General features: G+C 73.7%; 16 protein-coding genes. 9 read left to right on the top strand and 7 right to left on the bottom strand.

Translation table 11 applies throughout. From position 1 onward, the window contains the following. Positions 1–234 precede the first annotated feature (234 nt). Entirely contained in the window at positions 235–3600 is a 3366-nt protein-coding gene (gene lysX, locus CYQ11_RS27330; protein ID WP_099198321.1) for a bifunctional lysylphosphatidylglycerol synthetase/lysine--tRNA ligase LysX, read from the top strand. 34 nt (positions 3601–3634) lie between these two features. Here the strand turns inward: lysX and CYQ11_RS27325 are convergent, their stop codons facing one another. From CYQ11_RS27325 to CYQ11_RS27295, 7 genes are all read right to left on the bottom strand, one after another. Further along, positions 3635–4303, bottom strand: coding sequence for an ABC transporter ATP-binding protein (locus CYQ11_RS27325; RefSeq protein WP_099198320.1), 669 nt, complete (start codon positions 4301–4303; stop codon positions 3635–3637). Then, entirely contained in the window at positions 4296–5192 is an 897-nt protein-coding gene (locus CYQ11_RS27320) for an ABC transporter ATP-binding protein (RefSeq protein WP_099198400.1), read from the bottom strand. The genes CYQ11_RS27325 and CYQ11_RS27320 overlap by 8 nt, the downstream gene beginning before the upstream one ends. 80 nt (positions 5193–5272) lie before the next feature. Further along, on the bottom strand, positions 5273–6100 hold the full coding sequence (locus CYQ11_RS27315; protein ID WP_099198319.1) for an ABC transporter permease: 828 nt from the start codon (positions 6098–6100) through the stop codon (positions 5273–5275). After that, positions 6087–7055 carry an ABC transporter permease gene (locus tag CYQ11_RS27310; protein WP_099198318.1) on the bottom strand — a complete coding sequence of 323 codons (969 nt, stop codon included), beginning with the start codon at positions 7053–7055 and terminating at the stop codon, positions 6087–6089. Before CYQ11_RS27310 ends, CYQ11_RS27315 begins: the two co-directional genes overlap by 14 nt. A 32-nt stretch (positions 7056–7087) precedes the next feature. Next, positions 7088–8680, bottom strand: a complete 1593-nt coding sequence (locus tag CYQ11_RS27305; protein ID WP_099198317.1) for an ABC transporter substrate-binding protein — start codon at positions 8678–8680, stop codon at positions 7088–7090. 138 nt (positions 8681–8818) lie between these two features. Next, complete coding sequence (locus CYQ11_RS27300) at positions 8819–9316, bottom strand: peptidylprolyl isomerase (protein ID WP_099198316.1); 498 nt, start codon at positions 9314–9316, stop codon at positions 8819–8821. A 4-nt stretch (positions 9317–9320) separates the two neighbouring features. After that, on the bottom strand, positions 9321–10388 hold the full coding sequence (locus CYQ11_RS27295) for a LacI family DNA-binding transcriptional regulator (protein WP_104651107.1): 1068 nt from the start codon (positions 10386–10388) through the stop codon (positions 9321–9323). Positions 10389–10531: 143 nt separating this feature from the next. Between CYQ11_RS27295 and CYQ11_RS27290 the strand changes: the two genes are divergently transcribed. The 8 genes from CYQ11_RS27290 (at position 10532) to CYQ11_RS27255 (ending at position 23696) form a co-directional block, all read left to right on the top strand. Beyond that, positions 10532–11830 carry an ABC transporter substrate-binding protein gene (locus tag CYQ11_RS27290; RefSeq protein ID WP_099198315.1) on the top strand — a complete coding sequence of 433 codons (1299 nt, stop codon included), beginning with the start codon at positions 10532–10534 and terminating at the stop codon, positions 11828–11830. A 6-nt stretch (positions 11831–11836) separates the two neighbouring features. Next, a complete protein-coding gene (locus CYQ11_RS27285) occupies positions 11837–12736 on the top strand; it encodes a carbohydrate ABC transporter permease (protein WP_099198314.1) in 900 nt (299 codons plus the stop codon). 19 nt (positions 12737–12755) lie between these two features. Next, the gene (locus tag CYQ11_RS27280; protein ID WP_099198313.1) at positions 12756–13586 is read left to right on the top strand and encodes a carbohydrate ABC transporter permease; all 831 of its coding nucleotides are present in this window, start codon (positions 12756–12758) and stop codon (positions 13584–13586) included. Between the two features lie 13 nt (positions 13587–13599). Then, positions 13600–14844, top strand: coding sequence for a glycoside hydrolase 5 family protein (locus CYQ11_RS27275; RefSeq protein WP_099198312.1), 1245 nt, complete (start codon positions 13600–13602; stop codon positions 14842–14844). Between the two features lie 54 nt (positions 14845–14898). Continuing rightward, positions 14899–16971, top strand: a complete 2073-nt coding sequence (locus tag CYQ11_RS27270) for an endo-beta-N-acetylglucosaminidase (protein WP_099198311.1) — start codon at positions 14899–14901, stop codon at positions 16969–16971. A gap of 36 nt (positions 16972–17007) precedes the next feature. Beyond that, a complete protein-coding gene (locus tag CYQ11_RS27265) occupies positions 17008–20028 on the top strand; it encodes an alpha-mannosidase (RefSeq protein WP_099198310.1) in 3021 nt (1006 codons plus the stop codon). A gap of 75 nt (positions 20029–20103) precedes the next feature. Then, positions 20104–22845 carry an alpha/beta fold hydrolase gene (locus tag CYQ11_RS27260; protein WP_099198309.1) on the top strand — a complete coding sequence of 914 codons (2742 nt, stop codon included), beginning with the start codon at positions 20104–20106 and terminating at the stop codon, positions 22843–22845. Next, entirely contained in the window at positions 22842–23696 is an 855-nt protein-coding gene (locus tag CYQ11_RS27255) for an ABC transporter permease (RefSeq protein ID WP_099198308.1), read from the top strand. The genes CYQ11_RS27260 and CYQ11_RS27255 overlap by 4 nt, the downstream gene beginning before the upstream one ends. The last annotated feature ends 7 nt before the right edge of the window (positions 23697–23703 follow it).

Below are 23703 nucleotides of genomic sequence, written 5' to 3'. Positions count from 1 at the left end.
GAACCTCCTCGGCGGAGCGGCGGTTGTCCGCCAGTCTGGCTCATCCCACCACCTGGACCCGCGCGCCGGGCATACTCCATTCGGGTATGGATGTCACCGGTACGGGCGGGTGCGCAGCGGATCCGGTGCCGGGAGGCGGGTCGCGAGCGGCCGCCCATGAGGCGGCGGTGGGCCGTGCGGGCCCGGGCGGACGCTCGACAGGCGCACGGCCCACGGCGTGCCTAGGCTGACGGAATGAGCCGCACGACCCGGGACGGCGGGACCGCCACAGTGCCGGAGACCACGGTGCGGGAGACCGCCGGGGCCGGCGAGCGGACCACCGCCTGGCGGCGCTTCCTGCACCGGGTGCCCAACGGGTTCGCGCTCTTCTTCGCCCTGCTCGGCGTCTTCTGCGCGATCACCGCGCTGATTCCGCCGCTGCGGCGCGTGGCCACCCCGGTGACCGACGCCATGGACCTGCTGACGGTGCCGACGGCGCCCAACCTCGCCTATGCCGTCTTCCTGCTGCTGCTCGCCGCGGCGATGGCCGCCCGCAAGCGGGTCACGCTCTGGTTCGTCCTGGCCTATCTCACCCTGTTGCTGCTCGCGGACGCGCTGCTGCTGTCCGTGGGCTACTGGGACATGATCCCCTCGACGTCGGTGAGCGCCGCCGCGATCGTCCTGCTGGTCCTCGCGCGACGGGAGTTCTACGCGGCGTCGCGGCGCGGGGCGTTCCTGAGGGCCCTGCTCGTTCTCGTGGCGGGGCTCGCGGTGGCCATCCTGGTCGGCTGGGGCCTGGTGTCGCTCTTCCCCGGCACGCTGGAGCCCGGTGGGGGCAACCGGCTGCTGTTCGTGGCCAACAAGGTGTGCGGCGGCCTCGTCAGCGGCCGGCACTTCGACGGGCACCCGCCGCACTGGCTCTACTTCCTCCTGGGCCTGTTCGGCGCGCTGGCCCTGCTCAACGCGGCCATGGCGCTCTTCCGGTCCCAGCGTCTGGTGGCGGCGCTGCACGACGACGAGGAACCCCGCATCCGCGCCCTGCTCGGCCGCTACGGCGCCCGGGACTCGCTCGGCTACTTCGCGACGCGCCGCGACAAGGCCGTCGTCTTCTCCCCCAGCGGCAAGGGCGCCGTCACCTACCGCGTCGAGGCGGGCGTCTGCCTGGCCTCCGGCGACCCGCTGGGCGACCCCGAGGCGTGGACCCCGGCCATCGAGGCCTGGCTGGGCGTGGCGGGCCGCTACGGCTGGCAGCCCGCCGTCATGGGCGCGAGCGAGGAGGGGGCCAAGGCCTACGCCCGTTCGGGGCTCGGAGCGCTGCAGCTGGGTGACGAGGCCGTCCTCCAGGTCTCCTCCTTCGACCTGGAGGGCCGCGAGATGCGGGTGACCCGCCAGGCCGTCCACCGCGTCGAGCGCACCGGCGCGACCGTGCGCGTCCGGCGCCACTCCGCGCTGTCCGACGAGGAGATGGGCGAGGTCATCCGGCGTGCCGACGCCTGGCGGGACACCGAGACCGAGCGGGGCTTCTCCATGGCGCTGGGCCGCCTGGGCGATCCGGCCGACGGCGACTGCCTGCTCGTCGAGGCGTTCGACAACGAGGGCACGATGATCGCCCTGCTGTCGTTCGTGCCGTGGGGAGCGGACGGGGTCTCGCTGGACGTGATGCGCCGTGACCGCGCCGCGCCCAACGGGGTCATGGAGTTCATGGTCGCCCGGCTGTGCGCGCAGGCCGGGCGGTTCGGCGTCAAGCGCATCTCGCTCAACTTCGCCGTCTTCCGCTCGGCCTTCGAGGAGGGCGCGCGCATCGGAGCGGGGCCGGTGTTGCGGCTGTGGCGCAAACTGCTGTTGTTCTTCTCCAAGTGGTGGCAGCTGGAGGCGCTCTACCGCTCGAACGTGAAGTACAACCCCGAGTGGCACCCCCGGTTCCTGTGCTACGCCGACGCCGGTGCGCTGGCCCGGATCGGGCTGGCCGCGGGGATCGCCGAGGGCTTCGTCGCGGTGCCGAGCCTCGGCAAGCTGTGGCGCCGGGGGCGGCCCCGGGGCATCGCCAGCCCCGCGTCCACGGCGGGGCTGCCCTCGCTCTCCGAGCTGGGGTTCGTCCCCGGAGCGGGTACGGGCGCGGAGGCCGGGGACGAGACGGCCGGGCTGCCGGAGCAGGTACGGGTGCGGCGGCGGAAGCTGGAGCGGCTGCGGGCGGCGGGCGTCGACCCCTATCCCGTGGACGCCCACCGCACCCACACCCTCGCCGCCGTCCGCGCGGCCCACCCGGGGCTGCCTCCCGCGTCCCGCACCGGTGCGCGGGTGACCGTCACCGGACGGGTGCTGCTGATCCGCAACCACGGCGGGGTGGCCTTCGCCCTGCTGCGCGACTGGTCGGGCGACCTCCAGCTCGTCCTCACCCGCGACGGTTCGGGCGACGAGCTGCTCAGGCGCTTCTCCGCTCACGTCGACCTCGGCGACCACGTCGAGGCCGAGGGTGAGGTCGGCACCACGGACCGCGGTGAGCTGAGCGTCTTCGTGACCCGTGCCCGTATGACCGCCAAGTGCCTGCGCCCCCTGCCCGACAAGCGGCACGGCCTGAGCGACCCGGAGGCCCGGGTCCGGATGCGGTACGTGGACCTCGCCGTCTCGCCCGGGGCGCGCCGGACCGTGCGGGCCCGCAGCGCGGCGGTGCAGGCGCTGCGGCAGGGGTTGCTGGCGCGGGGCTTCCTGGAGGTCGAGACGCCGATGCTCCAGCAGGTCCACGGCGGCGCGAACGCCCGGCCGTTCACCACCCACATCAACGCATACGACCTGGACCTGTATCTGCGGATCGCGCCCGAGCTGTATCTCAAGCGGCTGTGCGTGGGCGGCATGGAGAAGGTCTTCGAGCTGGGCCGGACGTTCCGCAACGAGGGCATCTCCTACAAGCACAACCCCGAGTTCACGATGCTGGAGGCGTACCAGGCGTTCGCCGACTACGACGTGATGCTGGACCTGACCCGTGAGCTGATCCAGGAGGCGGCCGTCGCCGCGCACGGCTCGGCGGTCGCGGTGCGGGTGGACGGTGACGGGAAGCGGACGGAGCACGACATCTCGGGGGTCTGGCCCGTGAAGACCGTTTACGGCGCCCTCTCGGAGGCGCTCGGCCGGGAGATCGGTGCGGATACGCCCACCGAGGCGCTGCGGGCGTGCTGTGACGCGGTGGGTGTGCCGCACCGGCCGGAGGACGGGCGCGGTGACGTGGTGCTGGAGATGTACGAGCGGCTGGTCGAGGAACGCACCACGCTGCCCGTCTTCTACAAGGACTTCCCCACGGACGTCTCACCGCTGACGCGGCCCCACCGGGGGGACGCGCGGTTGGCGGAGCGCTGGGACCTCGTGGCCTTCGGCACGGAGCTGGGCACGGCGTATTCCGAGCTGATCGATCCGGTCGAGCAGCGGCGCCGGCTGACGGCGCAGTCGCTGCTGGCGGCGGGCGGCGACCCGGAGGCGATGGAGCTGGACGAGGACTTCCTGCGGGCACTGGAGTACGCGATGCCGCCGACGGGCGGGCTGGGGCTCGGAGTGGACCGGCTGGTGATGTTCCTGACGGGGCTGTCGATCAGGGAGACGCTGCCGTTTCCGCTGGTGCGGCACCGGTGAGGCGAGGGGCCCGTACCGACCCATCGGACACCCCCTAGGGGCGCCGTTCGGCGGCGAGGTCCGCCCAGCGCATCGTGCGGTCGCACCACCGCTCCAGCAGCACCGCGTCATGGCCGACGGTCAGCAGTCCCGCACCGCTCTCCCGGCGGTACGCCTCGACGACGGCCACCAGCGCGGCGGTCGTCGACGCGTCCAGCATGGCGGTCATCTCGTCGCAGACCAGCCACCGGGGACGCAGCACGAGCGCCCGTGCCACGCAGGCGCGTTGCAGCTGTCCGTCGCTGACCTCGTGCGGACGCCGGGCGAGCAGTTCCCCGGACAGGCCGACGGCGGCGGCGAGCGCGGCGACGCGCTCGGCCGCCTCGCCGCGCCGCCCGGTCGCGCGCAGCGGCTCGGCGATCAGGTCGTCGAGCCGCAGCCGGGGGTCGGCGGACTGCCGTGGCTGCTGGAAGACGACGCCGAACGCCGTGCGCTGTGCGCGCGGTGCCCGGTGGCGCCAGCCGCGGGCGGGCTCGCCGTCGATGACGACGGTCCCGGCCACGGGCCGGTGCAGCAGCGCGGCGACGCGCGCCAGGGTCGACTTGCCGCATCCGCTGGGGCCGAGCAGGCCGACGGCCTCGCCGTCGCCGACGGTCAGCGAGACGTCGTGGACGACGGGTTCGCGCGGGTCGTAGCCGGCGGTGACGCCGCGCAGTTCAAGCACCGGGGGGCTCCTCGTGGTGACAGGCGACGCCGCCCGTGAACTCCGGTAGCGCCGCGCACTCCTCGGTCGCCCGGGCGCACCGCGCCGCGAAGGCACAGCCGTCGGGGAGGGCGTCCAGCTCCGGCGGCATGCCGGGGACGGGGGTGAAGGCACGCTCCGGCAGGGCGTCGAGGAGGCCGCGGGCGTAGGGGTGCCGGGGCCCGGTGGCGCCGAAGAAGTCGGCGGCGGGGGCGATTTCGACGATGCGGCCCGCGTACATCACGGCGACGCGGTCGGCGACGCGCCGTGCCGCCGCCAGGTCGTGGGTGATCATCAGGAGGGCGTGGCCGGCGTCCGCGTGGCGGCGCAGCTCGTCGGCCGTGCGGTCGACGAGGTCGCGGTCGAGGCCGGTGGTCGGCTCGTCGGCGAGCAGCAGCGGCGCGTCGCCGGCCAAGGCGAGCGCGGTGGCGGCGCGCTGGGCCAGGCCGCCGGAGAGCTGGTGGGGGTGGCGGTCGAGGTGGCCGGCCGGGAAGGCGGCCCGCTCGGCGGTCGCCTCGACGGCTTCGTCCAGGGCCCTCCCCCGGGCGCCCGTCAGCTCGCGCACGGTCTCGCGCAGCTGCGCGCGTACGGTCCGCACGGGCGTGAGGTGCGCGGCGGGGCTCTGCGGGACGAGGCCGATGCGGCGGCCGCGTACGGTGCGGGCCAGGGTGCGCTCGTCGGCGGCGAGCAGGTCCAGGTCCCCGAGGTGGGCGTGGCCGGTGGTCCGGGCGTTGGCGGGCAGCAGGCCCAGCAGCGCGGAGGCGAGCACGGACTTGCCGCAGCCGCTCTCGCCGATGAGCGCGAGGCACTCTCCCGGCATGAGCCGGAAGGACACGTCGGTGACGGCGGCGACGTCGCGGCCCGCGCGCATGCGGAAGCGTACGGTCAGGCCGCGGACGTCCAGGACGGCTGCCGCGTCCGTGGCCGGGGGCGTCGAGGGGGCCGGCGTCGTCACAGCGTCAGCTCCGATCGGCGGCGCGGGTTGAGCCGTTCGCGCCAGGCACCCGCGAGGCCCGCCACGGCCAGGGTCGGCAGGACGATGAACAGGCCGGGGAAGAGGGTCGGCCACCAGTCGCCGGCGAGGAGGGACCCGCGCGCGCTCTGGACCATGGTGCCGAGGCTGGCCTGGTGGGTGGGCAGGCCCAGGCCGAGGAAGGACAGCGCGGATTCGTGCCAGACGGCGTGCGGGATCATCAGCACCGCGGCGAGTCCCGCCTGGGGGGCGACCGCCGGCAGCAGGTGCCGCACGGTGACGCGCCAGCGGGACGCGCCGCCGGAGACGGCGGCGTCGACGTAGGGGCGGGTGCGCAGCGACAGCAGCTCGGCGCGGACGATCCGCGCCGTCGACAGCCAGTGCGTGACCGCGACCGAGGCGATCACGGGCCAGACGCCGGGGCGGAGCACGGCGACGACGAAGATGCCGAGCAGCAGGTGGGGCACGGAGGAGAAGAGGTCGACCACCCGCATCACGGCGCGGTCCGCCCAGCCGCCGAGGGCGCCGGCCAGCGCGCCGACGGCCGTGCCGACGACGGTCGCGACGACGGCGGCGGCCACGCCGACGAGGAGGGAGACGCGCAGGCCGTGGACGCAGCGCAGCAGCAGGTCGCGGCCCACCTCGTCGGTGCCGAAGGGGTGGGACCAGGAGGGTGGCAGCAGTTTCGCGCCGAGGTCGACGGCCTGCTCGTCGAGGGGCGCGGCGTACGGCACCACCAGGGCGACGAGGACGACCAGCGTGACCGCCGCCGCCGGGACGGCCGTGCGCGGGTCACATCTCTTCATGGGACACCCTCGGGTCGGCGAGTCCGTAGAGCAGGTCGGAGAGCAGGTTGCCGACGAGGACGGCGGCTGTGGCGAGCACGGTGAGGGCCGCCAGCAGCGGGAAGTCGACCTTGGTGGCGGCCTCGACGGTGGCGGAGGCGATGCCGGGCCAGCTGAAGACCGTCTCGACGAGCAGGGCGCCGGTGATGAGTTCGGGCACGCGCGAGCCGAGGAGGGTGAGGACGGGCAGCAGTCCGGACCGCAGGGCGTGGTGGAGCAGCACCGTCCGTTCGCTCAGGCCGCGGGCGCGGGCGCCGCGCACGGGGTCCTCCGTGAGGGCGTCGCCGACGCCCTGGCGTACGTACAGCACGAACCAGGGCAGCTGGGTGGCGGCCAGCACCGCGGCGGGGAGCACGAGATGGGAGGCGACCTGTCCGGCGGTGACCACGTCGCTGCCGGTGTCGGTGAGGCCCCCGGCGGGCAGGGCGTCGAGCTTCAGGGCGAAGCCCCAGACGGCCAGCAGCCCCAGCCAGAAGGGCGGCGCGGCCTCCAGGACGTACGCCAGGGAGGTCACGGTCCGGTCGAGGAGGCCGCCGCGGCGCCGGGCGGCGAGGACGCCGAGAGCAGTGCCCACGGTGACGGCGAGGGCGAAGGCGACGCCGCCCAGCAGGACGGACCAGCCGACGCGTTCGCCGATGACCTGGGTGACGGGCTGGCGCAGGGACGCGGAGTCGCCGAGGTCGCCGGTGAGGGCGGCGGTCAGCCAGTCCCACCAGCGGGCGACGAACGGCCGGTCGGCGCCGAGGTTCTCGCGGAGCCGGTCGAGGACGTCCTGGCCGGCGCTCAGGCCGGAGGTGCCGGCGTAGGCCTTGGCGGGGTCGAACGGCGACGCGGCGGCGAGGGCGAACACGCCGAACGTCACGACGGCGAGCAGGGGGACGGCGGCCAGGAGCCGCCGCCCCGCCATGCGTGCCATCGGCCCCCAGGGGAGGGTGCGGGGCCGGGGGCTCACTTCGCGGGCTGCCAGTCCTCGACGTTCCACCACGGTCCGGCACCGAGGCCGTGGTCGTGCGGTTCGACCTGGGTGGTGAGGTCCTGCCAGGCGTCGTTCACGACGTAGAGGTGGTCGACGTCGGTGAGGAAGACGTAGCCGGGGTTGTCGGCGAGACCTTGCTGGACCTTGTCGTAGGCGGCCTTGCGGGCGCTCTTGTCGCCGCTGCGCCGGCCCTCCTCGAGGGCCTTGTCGACGTCGGGGCTGGCGTAGGCGGCCATGTTGTTGAAGCCGTCGAGGGCGAGGGAGGAGTGGAGCAGGTTGTAGAGGTCGAAGTCGGGGTCGGCGGGGTTGCCGCCGCCGGCGAGCACCGCGTCGTCCTTCATGCGGGGCTCGATGACCTCCCAGGTGCCGCTCTGCACCTTGACCTCGATGCCGGCCTTCTTGGCGTCGGACGCGAAGGCGAGGGCGTGCTCCTCGCGGAGCTTGTCGCCCGCGGGGAACCAGAGGGTGAAGGAGGCGCGCTGTCCGTCCTTCTCGCGGACGCCGCCGGCGGCGGGCCGCCAGCCCGCGTCGTCCAGGAGCCGCTGGGCCTTCTCCAGGTCGTGGGGGCGCTCGGTGCCCTCGGCGAACCACTCGCTGTCGGTGGGCACGGGCCCGTAGCCGGCCCGTCCGGCGCCTTCGAGCAGCTTGTCGACCATGGCCGCCCGGTCGACGGCCAGGTCGAGGGCGCGGCGGACGGCGGGGTCGCCGGTGACCTTGCCCGCCGTGGGCAGCGTGACACCGCGGAAGTCGGTGGTGCGGGCGGTGAGGGTCACCTTGTCCTTGTCGCCCTTGAAGCCCTTGACGAGGTTGGGCGGCAGGACGGCGCCGTCGAGGTCGCCGGAGCGCAGCCGGGTGGCGCGCACGTCGTCGTCCTTGATGATCGCCATGGTGAGCTTCTTGACCTTCGGCTCGCCGCCCCAGTAGCCGGGGTTGGCCTTGAAGGTCAGCTTCTCGCCCTTGCTCCAGCCGGTGAGGACGTACGGTCCGGTGCCGATGGGCGCGGTGTTGAAGGAGCCGGTGTTGACGTCCTGGCCCTTGGCCGCGTGTTCGGGGGCGATGGGCAGGACGGTGCGCTCGGCGAAGGGGGCGTAGGGGTACTTGAGCGCGAAGACGACGGTGTCGTCGCCCTGGGCGGTGACCTCGTCGATGGCGTCGAGCTCGCCCTTGGCGGCGTTGTTGGTCTTCTCGTCCAGGATGGTCCGGTAGGTGAAGACCACGTCCCTGGCGGTGAAGGGCTCTCCGTCGCTGAACTTCACGCCCTGGCGGAGCTTGTAGGTGTACGTCCGCCCGTCGTCGGTGACCTTCGGCAGCTCGGCGGCGAGGGCGGGCCGCAGCTTCATGCCGGCGTCGCGGCGGAGCAGCCCGTCGAAGATCTTGGAGTTGCCGTCCTTGCCGTAGCCCAGGAGGGGACTGAGGGTCTCGGGCTCGTTGGCCAGCCCGACGACGAGCGAGTCCCCGGCGCCGCCTTCGCGCCCGCCACCGGGCGCCGCACAGGCCACCGCCCCTGCCGCGAGTACGCCTGCCATGGCCGTGGCGGCCACTCCCCGTATGGACCGGGCGGTCATGCCCCCACCTCTTGCTTACTACGTGTTGCTATTGCGAATCACTCGCAATTAAAGCGTACGTAAAGGTGGGGGCGTGCTCGGGGGTGGGAACGGGCCGGTCCGGTCAGCGGACGGGCGGCCTCACGTTCCCGCCGGCCGTCAGAGCTGACCGGACGCCGCGATGGTGATCTTCGCGGAGGTCGCGCCGCCGCGGGAGCCCAGCGCCTCGATCTTCTTGACCAGGGCCATGCTGGTCTCGTCGGCGACCTCGCCGAACACGACGTGCTTGCCGTCGAGCCAGTCGGTCACGATCGTGGTGATGAAGAACTGCGAGCCGTTGGTGTTCGGGCCGGCGTTGGCCATGGACAGCAGGCCCGGCCGGTCGTGCTTGAGGGTGAAGTTCTCGTCGGCGAACTTCTCACCGTAGATGCTCTTGCCGCCCGTGCCGTTGCCGCGGGTGAAGTCGCCGCCCTGGAGCATGAAGGCGGGAATGACCCGGTGGAAGGAGGAGCCGGCGTAGCCGAAGCCCTTCTCGCCGGTGGCCAGCGCGCGGAAGTTCTCCGCGGTCTTCGGAACGACGTCGTCGAACAGGTTGAAGTTGATGCGCCCGGCGGGCTCGTCGTTGATGGTGATATCGAAGTAAACCTTGGTAGTCATGCCTCTATCCTGCACCCTTGCGCACACTGCTCTTCTCCGGGGGCCCTGTACTCCCCCGCCGGACCAGCCCGGGCCGCGGGTCCTGGACGCTGACCGGCTCGGCGCCGTCCAGGAGGGCCGTCAGGCGCTCCGCCGCGCGGCGGCCGAAGGCCGCGGTGTCGCGGTTCAGGGCCGTGAGGGGCGGGTGGGTGGTGCGGCACAGGACCGAGTCCTCCCACGCCACGACGGACAGGCCGCCGGGCACCGACAGGCCGCGTTCCGCGGCCACGGCCAGGCCCGCCACGGCCATCACGTCGTTGTCGTAGACGAGCGCGGTGGGCGGGCGGGGGGCCGCGAGGACGCGGCGGGTGGCCTCGGCGCCCTGGGCGTCGGAGTAGTCCGTGGTCACCGACCTCGCCTCGGGCAGGCCCAGGCGCTCGGCCTCGGCGCGCAGGGAGTCGATGCGGCGCCGGGTGTGGGCGAGGCCGGGCAGGCCCGCGACGTGGACGACTCTGCGGTGACCCAGGGCGTGGAGGTGGGCCACGACCGAGGCCATCGCGCCGGCGTCGTCGGCCCACACCGTGGAGATCGCCGCACCCCGCGGGACCGCCTCGGCCGGGGCGCCGACGACCACGGCGGGCAGGCCCAGCTCCGCCAGCAGCTCCGGGCGGGGGTCCCCGTCGCGGGGGTCGACGACGAGGACGCCGTCGACCCGGTGCTCGGCCCACCAGCGGCGGTGGACCGCGCACTCGGCGTCCAGGTCCTCGACGACCTGGAAGAGCAGTCCCAGCCCCCGCGCGGCGAGCGCCTCCTGGACACCGGAGACGAGCTGGAGGAAGAAGGACTCGACGCCGAGGGTACGGGCGGGGCGGGCCAGGACCAGGCCGACGGTCGCCGCGCCCTCGCCCGACAGGGCGCGGGCCGCGGCGCTGGGCTGCCAGCCGAGCTGCTCGGCGACGCGGCGGACGCGCTCGCGGGTCGCGGCGGAGACGCCCGGCCGGTCGTTGAGGGCGAAGGAGACCGCGCTCTCCGAGACGCCCGCCCGCTGGGCGACGTCCTTCATCGTGGGGCGTCGGGCCGGCCGGTGGCGCATCGTTCCCACCCCTCCTCGGAGCCCTTCGGGCACCAACACACTAAAGCGCATTAGTCGTTGACGGCAGTATTGACGTGACTCGCCTGCCGGGTGCAGGTTTTGACCTGCCTCCTGCCGACCCGATCGAAGGAGCTCCCCCGGCCATGCCCATATCCAGGCCCCGTGTCGCCGTCGCTTCGCTCCTCGTCCTCCCCCTGACGCTCACCGCCTGCGGCTCGGGCGGCGACGGAGGAGGCGGCGGATCGAGCGCGGACGGAAAGCCCGAGGGCACCATCACCTTCCAGACGTGGAATCTGCGCGCGAAGTTCAAGGATTACTTCGACGGCCTGGTGAAGGACTTCGAGAGACAGAATCCGGGCGTCAAGGTCAAATGGCTCGACCAGCCGGCCGAGCACTACGCCGACAAGCTGAGCGCCGAGGCCGGCGGCGGGACGCTGCCGGACGTCGTCAACGTCTCCCCCGACCTCTCCTTTCCCCTGGCCAAGGCCGGGATGCTGACGAACCTGGACAAGGAGAAGGCCGCCGCGAGGTTCAAGGGCGAATACACGCCCGAGGCGTGGCAGGGCAACACCCTGCCCGGGCTGGACGGCTCCTACGCCTTCCCCTGGTACCTCAACACCGGGCCGCTCTTCTACAACAAGGCCCTCTTCCGGTCCTCGGGCCTCGATCCCGAGAAGCCCCCGAAGAGCTACGAGGAACTGTTCGCCACGGCCATGACGATGGCGGAGAAGTCCGGTGGACGCACGGCGACGCTCGCCAACACTCCGTCCATCGAGGATTTCGGGCGCTACGGCGTGCAGCTGATGAACCACGACGCCACCAGGTTCACATACAACGAACCCAAGGGCGTCGAGCTGCTGAGCAAGTACAAGGAACTCTACGACCGCGGCGGTCTCGACCCGCAGGCCCTGACCAACAGCGCCGAGAAATCCGGGCAGAAGTTCCTGGAGCAGAAGGTCGCCATGAACCCGGGCGGCGCCCACGACCTGGAGACCTTCAAGAAGAACGCACCGAGTCTCTACCGCGAACTCGGCATCACCGACGCGCCCAACAACACCGGCAAGCCGAACATGTACGTGATGGGCCTGGCCGTCAACGAGCACAGCGCACACAAGGCGGCCGCGGTCGCCTTCGCGCATTTCGTCACCGCCAAGGAGAACCAGGAGGCGTTCGCGCACAAGGTCGCCGTCTTCCCCAGTACCCGGGGCTCCCTGGACGACCCGTACTGGACCGCCGACGACGGCACCGACGAAGGCCGCGTGCGGGTGGCGTCGGCGAAGATGCTCAAGGGCGCCGTCAACTACACGCCCGTGGTCATGAGCGACGAGATGAAGACGGTGCTCAAGAACGAGGTCGCCAAGGCCCTCCAGGGCAGGAAGTCACCCCGGCAGGCGCTCGACGACGCGGCGGCGCAGAGCGACAAGCTGCTCGAGCGGGGCTGATCCGCCGTGCCACGCAGCGCGTCACGGGTCCGTACCCACCGGGCGGTCACTCCCTGGCTCTTCCTCCTGCCCGGCCTCGCCGTCGTCGCCGTCTTCAGCCTCTACCCGGTCCTCAGCACGTTCTCCAAGGCGTTCACCGACGCCCGCACCCTCACCGGCGGCCACTGGGTCGGCACGGCCAACTTCCGCGGCCTGCTGCACGACGAACAGTTCTGGGTGGCGCTGCGCAACAGCCTCCTGTACGTGCTCCTCGTCGTGCCCTTCACGGTGCTGCTGCCCCTGCTGCTGGCACTGCTGGTCCAGAAGCAGATCCCCGGCGTCGCCTTCTTCCGCGCGGCGTTCTACACGCCCGTGGTCGCGTCCGTCGTCGTCGTGTCCCTGATCTGGGTGTGGATGCTCGACGACCGGGGCCTGGTCAACGGGATCCTGCACGTCCTCGGTGCCGGGCCGGTCGACTTCCTCGGCGACTCCTGGCTGCTGCTGCTCAGCGCGATGGCCCTGACCGTGTGGAAGGGGCTCGGCTACTACATGATCGTTTATCTGGCGGCCCTGGGGAACGTCCCGCGCGAGCTGCACGAGGCGGCCGCCGTCGACGGGGCCGGCCCGCTGCGCCGCTTCCGCAGCGTCACCGTGCCGGCCGTCCGCCCCACCATGGTGCTGGTCGGCGCGCTGTCCTCCGTGGCGGCCTTCAAGGTCTTCTCGGAGGTCTACCTGGTGGCCGGGCCCACGGGCGGCCCGGCCGGCCAGGACACCACGCTGGTGATGCTCGTCCAGCGCACCGGCACCGGGCTGAACGGCCGCGTGGGCTACGCCTCCGCCATCTCCCTCGTCGTCTTCGCCGTCGCGCTCCTGCTCATGCTGCTCGTGCTGCGCGCCGACCGTACCGACCGCAAGGAGAAGTACTGATGCGCGGGGAGAAGGCCTGATGTCGCGGACGCCCGGCTGGGAGAAGGCGCTGCGTTACCTGCTGATGCTCCTCGTGCTGGCCGTCACCGTCGGCCCCTTCCTCTGGCAGCTGTCGACGTCGCTCAAGAGCACCACCGAGGACGTCTACACCTCGCCGCCCCGCCTGCTCCCCGGCCACCCGACGGCGCACAACTACGCGGAGGTCGCGGACATCATCCCCGTGTGGGACTACGCCCTGAACTCCCTCAAGGTGGCGGTGGCCAGCGTGCTCACCAACCTCGCCGGCGCCTCCATGGCCGGCTACGCACTGGCCAGGCTGCGCTTCAGGGGCCGCAAGGCCGCCGGGCTCGCGTTCGTGCTGGCCCTGCTGGTGCCGCTGGAGTCCATCGTCATCGCACAGTTCACGATGATGCGCGACCTGGACCTCGCCAACACGCTCACCGCGGTCGTGCTGCCCGGCGCCGTGGGCGCCCTCAACGTCCTGCTCATGCGGAACGCCTTCGCGGCCCTGCCCCGGGAGGTGGAGGAGGCGGCCGTCATCGACGGGGCGAACGCCTGGCAGCGGTTCGTGCGGATCGGCCTGCCGTCGGTGCGCGGCACCCTCGCGGTCGTTGCGATCTTCGCCTTCATGGGCGCCTGGGACGACTTCCTGTGGCCGCTGATCGTCCTGACCGACTCCGACAAGTTCACCCTGACCGTGGGTCTGAACTTCCTCCACGGCACCTTCGCGCAGAACCCCCGGCTGGTCGCCGCCGGGACCGTCATCGCGGTCGCCCCGCTCATCGTGATGTTCGCCTGTCTCCAGCGGTACTTCTTCCGCGGGGTGGGCGAGGGCGCCGTCAAGGGCTGAAGGGATCGCTCACGTGCGCTTCGGCGTCAACTACACCCCCTCACGGGGCTGGTTCCACCACTGGCTCGACTTCGCTCCGGACGACATCCGCGCCGACCTGGACTCCCTTGCCGTCCTCGGCCTGGACCACATCCGCGTCTTCCCGCTCTGGCCGCTCTTCCAGCCCAACCGCTCCCTCATCCGGCCGCGCGCCCTCGACCAGCTCGGACTGCTCGTCGACGCGGCCGGCGAACGCGGCCTGGACGTGAGCGTCGACGGCCTCCAGGGCCATCTGTCCAGCTTCGACTTCGTCCCCTCCTGGACCACCACCTGGCACCGCCGGAACCTCTTCACCGACCCCGACGTCGTCGAGGCCCAGGCCGCCTACCTCCGCGCCCTCGCCGGCGCCCTCGCCGGCCGGCCCAACTTCCTGGGCATGACGGTCGGCAACGAGGTCAACCAGTTCTCCGCCGCCCCCCACCCCGACCCCGACCGGATCGACGCCGGCCAGGCGGAGCGGTGGCTGCGACGGATGCTGGACGCGTGCGAGGAGGGCGCACCGGGCCGCGCGCACACCCACGCGTCCTACGACGTCGCCTGGTACGACGGCACGCACCCGTTCACGCCCGCACACTCGGCCCGGCTGGGCACGATGACCGCCGTGCACTCGTGGGTGTTCAACGGCACGGCCCAGCGGCACGGGCCCGGCGGGGCGGCCACCGCCCTGCACGCGGCCTACCTGGTGGAGCTCGCGAAGGCGTGGGCCGTGGAGCCGGCCCGGCCGGTGTGGCTCCAGGAGGTCGGCGCGCCCGCCCCGCACGTTCCGCCCGGGCGGGCGGCGGACTTCACCCGGGCGACGCTCGCGCACGTGCTGGACTGCCCGGACGTGTGGGGGGTCACGTGGTGGTGCTCGCACGACGTGGACCGCGCCCTGGCGGACTTTCCGGAGCTGGAGTACGGGCTCGGCCTGTTCACCAACGACCGGCGGCTCAAACCCGCGGGCGAGGCGATGTGCCGGGTCGTACGGGAGTGGCAGGAGGGCGCGGCACGTGAGCCGGTCGCGCCCCGGACGACCGCCCTGGTCCTGGACGTGGGCGAGCCGGACGGCGCTCCGGGGCGGGGGGTGTGCGCGCCGGGCGGGGCGTTCTTCGAGGCGTGGATGCGGGTCGCCTCCGGCGGAGGGCGGCCGGCGGTGGTCCTCGCGCAACGGGCCCGGGACGCGGACCATCTGGCGGCGCGCGGCATCACGGAGGTGCTTGTCCCACAGGACACGCCCTGAACCCACCGGGCCGCCCGTCGCGGCCCGGTTCCGCCCCTCACCCAAGGAGCTGTCGTGAGCGAGAGACCCACCCGCCGTGCGGTGCTGGCGGCCGGAGCGGCCGGCCTCGCCGCCGGCGCCCTGCCCGCGGCGGCCGCCTCGGCCGGCGCCGCCGAGGACCTCCAGCCGTACGCCTCCTACTGGTTCCCCGACGGTCTGCCCTCCGGCACCCCCGCGCCCGGCGTCACCTGGCGCAGCCTGAGCGCGTGGCGGGAGCGGGACGACGCCGACCTGCCGTTCAACCGGGCGACGGTCCCGCTGGCCCCGCGCTTCACCCCGCCCCCGCCCAACGCCACCGCGCGCCCCGACCAGGCCCGCGTCTGCGCCCTCGCCGCCTTCGCCCCCACCTCGGGCAACCCCTCCCAGGGGTCGGCCAGCGCCGACTTCTACGCGCTCAGCCACTGGGCCTACCTGGACGAGCTGGTGTTCTGGGGCGGTTCCGCGGGCGAGGGCCTGGTCCTCGCGCCCAACGCGCCCGTCGTGGACGCCGCGCACCGCAACGGGGTGCGCGTGCTCGGCACGGTCTTCCTGCCGCCGGCCGCCTACGGCGGACAGCTGCGCTGGACGCACGACCTGGTGCGGCAGGGGCCGGACGGCGCGTTCCCGCTCGCCGACAAGCTGGTCGAGGTGGCGCGGGCGTACGGCTTCGACGGATGGTTCCTCAACGCCGAGACCGGCGGGGGTGACGCCCGGCTCGGGGCGCGGATGCGCGACTTCGTGGCGTACCTGCGGGCCCGGGGCGCGTCCGGCGGCAGGGCGCTGCGCGTCACCTGGTACGACGCCATGACCGTCTCCGGCGACATCGCCTGGCAGAACGAGCTCAACGAGCGCAACGCCCCGTTCTTCCGCGCCGCCGACGGCATGTTCCTGAACTTCGGCTGGAGCCGTTCGGGTCTGGTGTCCTCCGGGGAGCTCGCCCGGAGCCTGGGGCGCGGACCGTTCGAGCTGTGGGCCGGCATCGACGTCGAGGCGCGTGGCTGGGACACCCCGGTCGACTGGGACGCGCTCGTGCCGGCCGGCGGCCCGCACCTCGCCTCCTACGGTTTCTACCGTCCCGAGTGGACGTGGCGGAGCCTCCCCGAGGGCGGCCGGGCACCGGCGGCCTTCCACGCGCGGGACGACCGCTTCTGGTCCGGGGCCGCGCTGGACCCGGCCTGTCCGGAGTCCGGGCCGTGGCGGCCCGCGGCGGCGACGGTCGTGGACCGCTCGACCCTCATCGCGCTGCCGTTCGCCACCACCTTCAACACCGGTCACGGACTGGGCTGGTACGACCGCGGCCGGCGCGTGGCCGGCGACGCGTGGAACCACCTGGGACTACAGGACCGGCTGCCCGGCCGCCGCTGGGTGGTCCACACGGCCGGTGACCGGCCCTTTGTCGGCTTCGACTTCGCCGACGCCTGGCGGGGCGGCAGCAGTCTCCTGGTCACCACGCAGGCCGCGGGCGCCGCGACGGTCGAGCTCTACGCCGCGCGGCTGCCGCTGTCGGAGGCGACCGTGGTGGAGCTGGCGCACCGCACCGACCCGGGGTCGGCGGCGGTGCGCGTGGAGGTGGCCCTCGCGCTGGAGGAGCGGCCCGACCGCTTCGCGTACCTGCCGGCCGGCACGTTGCCCGCGGGCGGCCGGGGCTGGACCACGGCCACCCTGCGCCTGGGCCCGCTCGGCCGCGCCGGCGGCACGGCCCGCGTCCTGGGCGTGCGGCTGACGGCGCCGGACGGCGGCGGCGTGCGGTGGCGGCTGGGCGAGCTGGCGGTCCACGACGCCGTGCCCGCCGCACCGGGACGGCCCCGGGCGGTCACGGTGAGCGCGTCCACGCGGAACGCCGACGGCACGGCCGCGCTGCGGCTGCGCTGGGACCCGCCCGCCGCGGCGGGCACCGGCCGGCGGGCGCCCGGGCCCGTGCGCCACTACGAGCTGCGGCAGGCGCTGCCCGGCGGCGGCTTCCGCTTCCTCGGCGGCACGTGTGGGCATGCCTACTACGTCCCGGCGCTGCGCCGTACGGCCGGCGAGGCGGCCACCCGCGTCGACGTGTGCGCCGTGGACGAGCTGTACTCCGTCTCCGCCCCCGCTTCCGTCATGTTCCGCTGGTAGCCCTTCTCACCCGAGGGCCCCGCCCGAAGGAGAAGCATGCACAACGACCGCAGCATCACCGAAGCCCGCCTCACGCGCGTGCTGGAGGAGCGCATCCGTCCGGCCGTGTACCCCGAGTCGGTGCCGCTGTCCGTGTCCGTGTGGCACGCGCCGGGTGAGCCCGTGTCGGTGGCCGAGGGGCTGGCGGCGGAGCGGACGCCCGTCGAGGCGGGGACGGAGTGGGGGCCTGCCTGGGGCACCAGCTGGTTCACCGTGTCCGGGACCGTGCCGCGGGAGTGGGCGGGCCGCACGGTGGAGGCGCTGCTGGACCTGGGCTTCGACGACAACATGCCGGGCTTCCAGTGCGAGGGCCTGGTGTACGGCCCGGACGGCTCGCCGCTGAAGGGGCTCAACCCGCGCAACCAGTGGGTGCGCGTCAGCGAGAGGGCGCGGGGCGGCGAGCAGGTCCTGCTGCACGTCGAGGCGGCGTCCAACCCGGTGATCCTGGACTACCGGCCGTTCCGGCCCACCGAGCTGGGCGACCGGGAGACGGCCGACGACGCACCGCGCTACCGGCTGGCCCGGATGGACCTGGCCGTCTTCGAGCGGACGGTGTGGGAGCTGGTCCAGGACCTGGAGGTGCTGGGCGGGCTGATGGCCGAGCTGTCGGTGGACTCGCCGCGCCGCTGGGAGGTCCTGCGGGCCGTCGAACGGGCGCTGGACGCCGTGGACCTCCAGGACGTGGGCGGCACGGCGGCCGGGGCCCGTGAGGAGCTGCGCGGTGTGCTGTCCTCGCCCGCGCACGCCTCCGCGCACCGGATCAGCGCGGTCGGGCACGCGCACATCGACTCGGCGTGGTTGTGGCCGCTGCGCGAGACGGTGCGGAAGGTGGCCCGTACGACCTCCAACATGACGGCGCTGCTGGAGGACGAGCCGGACTTCGTCTACGCGATGTCGCAGGCGCAGCAGTTCGCGTGGGTCAAGGAGCACCGCCCGGAGGTGTACGCGCGGGTCAAGAAGGCGGTGGCGGAGGGCCGGTTCGTGCCGGTGGGCGGCATGTGGGTGGAGTCCGACACGAACATGCCGGGGTCGGAGGCGCTGGCGCGGCAGTTCGTGCACGGCAAGAGGTTCTTCCTGGAGGAGTTCGGGATCGAGACGGAGGAGGTGTGGCTGCCGGACTCGTTCGGCTATTCGGCGGCGCTGCCGCAGCTGGTGAGGCTGTCGGGCTCCCGGTGGTTCCTGACGCAGAAGATCTCCTGGAGCCGGACCAACAAGTTCCCGCACCACACCTTCTGGTGGGAGGGGCTGGACGGCACCCGCGTCTTCACGCACTTCCCGCCCATCGACACCTACAACTCCCAGCTGTCGGGCGCGGAGGTGGCGCACGCGGTCCGCAACTTCCAGGAGAAGGGCGGTGCGACGCGGTCCCTGGCGCCGACCGGCTGGGGTGACGGCGGGGGCGGGACGACACGGGAGATGCTGGCGCGGGCGAAGCGGCTCGCGGACCTGGAGGGGTCGGCGCGGGTGGTCTTCGAGAAACCGTCGGCGTTCTTCGAGAAGGCGCACGCGGAGTATCCGCACGCGCCGGTGTGGGTGGGCGAGCTGTACCTGGAGCTGCACCGCGCGACGCTGACGAGCCAGGCGCGGACCAAGCAGGGCAACCGGCGCTGCGAGCACCTGCTGTACGAGGCGGAGCTGTGGGCGGCGACGGCGGCGGTGCGGACCGGGTTCCCGTATCCGTACGAGGCACTGGACCGCCTGTGGAAGACGGTGCTGCTGCACCAGTTCCACGACATCCTGCCGGGCACCTCGATCGCGTGGGTGCACCGGGAGGCCGCGCGCACGTACGAGGAGACGGCGGCCGAGCTGGAGGCGCTGATCGCGCGGGCGCTGGCGGCGCTCGCCGGGGACGGCGCCTCCGGCGGCACGGTCGTCTTCAACGCGGCGCCGCACGAGCGCGCGGGCGCGGCGGCGCACGGGGCCGTGGCCGCGGGCCGGCCCGCCCCGGAGCCGTCGACGGCACAGCCGCGCGAGGGCGGCGGCTTCGTCCTGCGCAACGCCGCCCTGCGCGTCGAGGTCGACGGTCGCGGCCTAGTGGTCTCGGTGTACGACACCGGGGCGGACCGGGAGGCGGTCCCCCCGGGCGCGGCCGCCAATCTGCTCCAGCTCCACCAGGACTTCCCGAACATGTGGGACGCCTGGGACGTGGACCCCTTCTACCGGAACACGGTGACCGACCTGACGGACGCCGAGACGGTGGAGCTGGCCGAGGACGGGGTGACGGTCCGCGTCGTGCGGGCCTTCGGCACCTCGCGCGTCGTGCAGCGGCTCTCGCTGCCGGCGGGGGTGCGCCGGCTCGACGTCGAGACGGAGGTCGACTGGCACGAGACGGAGAAGTTCCTGAAGGCCTCCTTCCCGCTGGACGTGCACACGGACCGGGTGGCGGCCGAGACGCAGTTCGGCCACCTCCACCGGCCCACGCACGCCAACACGAGCTGGGACGCGGCGAAGTTCGAGGCGTGCGCGCACCGGTTCGTGCACCTTCAGGAGCCGGGCTGGGGCGTGGCCCTGGTCAACGACTCGACGTACGGCTACGACGTGACGCGCGCGGCCCGCGCGGAGGACGGCGGAACGACCACCACCGTCCGGCTCTCCCTGCTGCGGGCCCCGCGCTTCCCCGACCCGCGCACCGACCAGGGTGTGCACCGCTTCCGGTACGCGCTGGTGCCGAACGCGTCCGTGGGGGACGCGGTGCGGGAGGGATACCGCGTCAACCTGCCGGAGCGGAGGGTGCCCGGGGAGCGCGGGGTCCTGCCGCTGGCGCGCGTCGACGACGACGCGGTGGTGGTCTCGGCGGTCAAGCTGGCGGACGACGGCAGCGGGGACGTGGTCGTCCGGCTGTACGAGTCGCTGGGCGGGCGGGCGCGGGCGCGTCTGACGCCGGGCTTCGCGATGGCTTCGGCGCACGTGTGCGACCTGCTGGAGCGGCCGCTGGAGGCGGTCCCGGCGGAGGGTGAGGGGATCCGTCTGGCCCTCAGGCCGTTCCAGATCCTCACCCTGCGGCTGAAGCGGGCCTGAGGCCGGGGTGGATGGCGGGCGGCCCTCCGCACGGGGGCCGTCCGGCCGGATCCCGGCTCCGCATAGCATTCGAACATGAAGCTGCGTTTTCCCCGCCTGCGCGGACGCCGGCTCCTCGCCGCGACGGCCGCTGCCGTGGTCCTCGCGGGTGCCGGCACGTGGACGGTGGCCTCGGCCACCGGAGGCGATCCGCCCGTGCGCCGCGAGGACCGGTTCATGACCGTGCCTGAGGCCGCCGGCGGCGGTGGCGGTGGCACGGTGCGGATCGACACCTCCTTCTTCACCTCCGGCGGTTCGGGCCGCCGGCCGGCCGTACTGCTCGCGCACGGCTTCGGCGGCAGCAAGGAGGACCTGCGGTCGCAGGCGGAGGAACTGGCGCGTTCCGGCTACGCGGTGCTGACCTGGTCGGCGCGCGGCTTCGGGCGCTCCACGGGCCGCATCGGCCTCAACGACCCCGACCGCGAGGTCGCCGACGTGAGCAGGCTGATCGACTGGCTGGCCGGGAGGCCCGAGGTGCGGCTGGACGCGGCGGGCGACCCCCGAGTCGGCATCACGGGCGCCTCCTACGGCGGCGCGGTGTCCCTGCTCGCGGCCGGGAACGACAAGCGGGTCGACGCCATCGCCCCGCAGATCACCTACTGGAACCTGGCCGACTCGCTGTTCCCCGGCGACGTCTTCAAGAAGCTGTGGGCCGGGATCTTCTTCACGACGGGCTCCACGTCCACCACTGCCTCCGGGCCCGTCGGCCCTAAGGGCGGCCCGGCCGGGGAGGGCGGGGCGGGGGCGCCGTCCGCCCTCGCCGCGGGCTGCGGCCGGTTCGAGAAGAGCCTGTGCGAGATGTACGAGCGCGTCGCCGTCGCCGGAAAACCGGACGCGCAGGCCCGGGAGCTGCTGGAGCGCCGCAGTCCCTCCGCGGTCGCCGGCCGGATCGGTGTCCCCGCGCTCCTGGTGCAGGGTCAGAGCGACTCGCTCTTCCCCCTCGACCAGTCCGACGCGGCGGCCCGGGCCATCGACCGCAACGGCGCGCCGGTCGCGGTCGACTGGATCACTGGTGGTCACGACAGCGGCACCAAGGGGGAGCAGGACCGCGTCGAGCGGCGCACCAAGGCCTGGTTCGACCGCTACCTGGGGGACGACGACGGGGTGGACACCGGCCCGGTGTTCCGCGTCACCCGGACCGGGGGCATCGACTCGACCAACGGGCGGACCCAGCTGCGCGGGGCGAGCGGCGACTACTACCCCGGGCTGCACGGCGACCCCCGCGAGGTCGCCCTGACGGGCCGTGAGCAGTCCTTCGCCAACCCCGCCGGGGCGACTCCCCCGGCCATCTCGGCCGTCCCCGGCATCGGCGGCATCTCCCAGCTGTCGGGCCTGGGCGTCGGCGTGTCCATGGACTTCCCCGGCCAGTACGCCCGTTTCGACTCCGAGCGGCTCGACGAGGGCGTCCACGTCACCGGCTCGCCCACCGCGAAGGTGAAGGTCGCCTCGGACACCGGTGAGGCGGTCCTCTTCGCCAAGGTCTACGACGTCGGCCCGAACGGGCAGCAGCTGCTGCCCGGACAGCTGGTGACCCCCCTCCGCGTCGAGGGCGCCGGGACGGGCCGGACCGTGGAGGTGCGGCTGCCTGCCGTCGACCACACCTTCGAGGCCGGGCACCGGATGCGGCTGGTCCTCGCCTCGACCGACCTGGGCTACGCCTCGCCGGCGCGGCCGGCCACGTACACGGTCTCGCTGGGCGACGGCGGCCTGACCGTGCCGGTCGCGCCCGGTGTGCGGACGGGCTCGGCCGGGCTGCCGTGGTGGACGTGGGCGATGCCGCTCGGCGGGGTGCTCGTGGCGGCGGCCGTGCTGCTGACCGGCCGGCGGCGGACGGCCGCCCCCGCGCCCGACCCGGAGCTCGCCGACGTGCCGCTCCAGATCACGGGCCTGAGCAAGCGGTACGCCGGGTCCGCCGACCGGTACGCCGTGCGGGACCTGTCGTTCCGGGTCGAGCGGGGCCAGGTGCTGGGCCTGCTGGGGCCGAACGGCGCGGGCAAGACCACGACGCTGCGCATGCTCATGGGGCTGATCCGGCCCGACGCCGGGGAGATCCACGTCTTCGGGCACGCGATCCGGCCGGGCGCGCCGGTGCTGTCGCGGGTCGGCGCGTTCGTGGAGGGCGCGGGCTTCCTGCCGCACCTGTCCGGCCGGGCCAACCTCGACCTGTACTGGCGGGCGACCGGCCGGCCGGCCGAGGACGCGCACCTCGACGAGGCCCTGGAGATCGCCGGGCTCGGCCCCGCGCTGGAGCGGGCGGTGCGGACGTACTCCCAGGGCATGCGGCAGCGCCTGGCCATCGCGCAGGCCATGCTGGGGCTGCCGGACCTGCTGATCCTGGACGAGCCGACCAACGGTCTCGACCCGCCGCAGATCCGCGAGATGCGCGAGGTGATGATCCGCTACGCGGCGGCGGGGCGGACCGTCATCGTCTCCAGCCACCTCCTGGCGGAGGTGGAGCAGTCCTGCACCCACCTCGTCGTGATGGACCGCGGGCGGCTGGTCAGCGCCGGTCCCGTCGCGGAGATCGTGGGCTCCGGCGACACGCTGCTGGTGGGCGTGGAGGGCGAGGTCTCGGAGGTGACGGCCGACAAGGTGGCCGCGCTGCCCGGCGTGGCCTCGGCCGTGCGGACCGACGAGGGGCTGCTGGTGCGGCTCGACGGCGTACGGGCGCCGGAACTGCTGGTGGAACTGGTGCGCCTGGAGGTGCCGGTGGCGAGCGTGGGCCCGCACCGGCGGCTGGAGGACGCGTTCCTGACCCTGATCGGAGGCTCGGCATGACCACGGCGCCGGCGTCCGCGCCCGGTTACCGGGCGCGGCACACCCTGCCCCTGCGTGTGGAGGCGGCACGGCAGCTGCGCCGGCGGCGCACGCTCGTGGTGGGCGCGGTCCTGGCCGTCCTGCCGTTCGTGCTGATCGCCGCCTTCGCCATCGGCGGCGATCCCAGCGGGCGCGACGGGCGGGTGACGCTGATCGACACCGCCACCACCTCCGGCGTGAACTTCGCGGCGACGGCGGTGTTCGTCTCGGCGGGCTTCCTGCTGGTGGTGCCGGTGGCGCTGTTCTGCGGCGACGCCGTGGCCTCGGAGGCGAGCTGGTCGTCGCTGCGCTACCTGCTGGCTGCTCCCGTACCGCGGTCGCGGCTGCTGCTGAGCAAGCTGGCGGTGGCGCTCGGGTTCAGCGCGGCCGCGATGGTGCTGCTGCCGCTGGTGGCACTGGCCGCGGGCACGGCCGCGTACGGCTGGGGCCCGCTGCGGATCCCCACCGGGGGGTCGCTGGACGCGGGGACGGCGGCCGGGCGGCTGGCCGTCGTCGTGGCGTACGTGTTCGTCAGCCAGCTGGTGACGGCGGCGCTGGCGTTCTGGCTCTCGACCGTCACCGACGCGCCGCTGGGCGCGGTGGGCGGCGCGATGGGGCTGACCATCGTCGGCAACGTGCTGGACGCGGTCACCGCGCTGGGTTCCTGGCGCGACCTGCTGCCCGCGCACTGGCAGTACGCGTGGGCCGACGCGCTCCAGCCGCAGCTGGAGTGGGGCGGCATGGTGCGGGGCACCTCGGTGTCGGTGGCGTACGCGGTGGTGCTGTTCGCCCTGGCGTTCCGGCACTTCGGGGCCAAGGACGTCGTGTCCTGACGCGGCG

Source organism: Streptomyces cinnamoneus (genome assembly GCF_002939475.1).
GTDB lineage: Bacteria > Actinomycetota > Actinomycetes > Streptomycetales > Streptomycetaceae > Streptomyces > Streptomyces cinnamoneus_A.
Note: the sequence above shows the minus strand (reverse complement) of the source record. Positions and strands in the feature narration are given on the sequence as shown.

Bases quoted from the DNA above. Each gene is read 5' to 3' on its own strand.
- CYQ11_RS27290 (WP_099198315.1), top strand. From the start codon at position 10,532: ATGCCCATATCCAGGCCCCGTGTCGCCGTCGCTTCGCTCCTCGTCCTC.
- CYQ11_RS27255 (WP_099198308.1), top strand. From the start codon at position 22,842: ATGACCACGGCGCCGGCGTCCGCGCCCGGTTACCGGGCGCGGCACACC.
- CYQ11_RS27305 (WP_099198317.1), bottom strand. From the start codon at position 8,680: ATGACCGCCCGGTCCATACGGGGAGTGGCCGCCACGGCCATGGCAGGC.
- CYQ11_RS27320 (WP_099198400.1), bottom strand. From the start codon at position 5,192: ATGCGCGCGGGCCGCGACGTCGCCGCCGTCACCGACGTGTCCTTCCGG.
- CYQ11_RS27260 (WP_099198309.1), top strand. From the start codon at position 20,104: ATGAAGCTGCGTTTTCCCCGCCTGCGCGGACGCCGGCTCCTCGCCGCG.
- CYQ11_RS27280 (WP_099198313.1), top strand. From the start codon at position 12,756: ATGTCGCGGACGCCCGGCTGGGAGAAGGCGCTGCGTTACCTGCTGATG.
- CYQ11_RS27300 (WP_099198316.1), bottom strand. From the start codon at position 9,316: ATGACTACCAAGGTTTACTTCGATATCACCATCAACGACGAGCCCGCC.
- CYQ11_RS27265 (WP_099198310.1), top strand. From the start codon at position 17,008: ATGCACAACGACCGCAGCATCACCGAAGCCCGCCTCACGCGCGTGCTG.
- CYQ11_RS27315 (WP_099198319.1), bottom strand. From the start codon at position 6,100: ATGAAGAGATGTGACCCGCGCACGGCCGTCCCGGCGGCGGCGGTCACG.
- CYQ11_RS27295 (WP_104651107.1), bottom strand. From the start codon at position 10,388: ATGCGCCACCGGCCGGCCCGACGCCCCACGATGAAGGACGTCGCCCAG.
- lysX (WP_099198321.1), top strand. From the start codon at position 235: ATGAGCCGCACGACCCGGGACGGCGGGACCGCCACAGTGCCGGAGACC.
- CYQ11_RS27310 (WP_099198318.1), bottom strand. From the start codon at position 7,055: ATGGCACGCATGGCGGGGCGGCGGCTCCTGGCCGCCGTCCCCCTGCTC.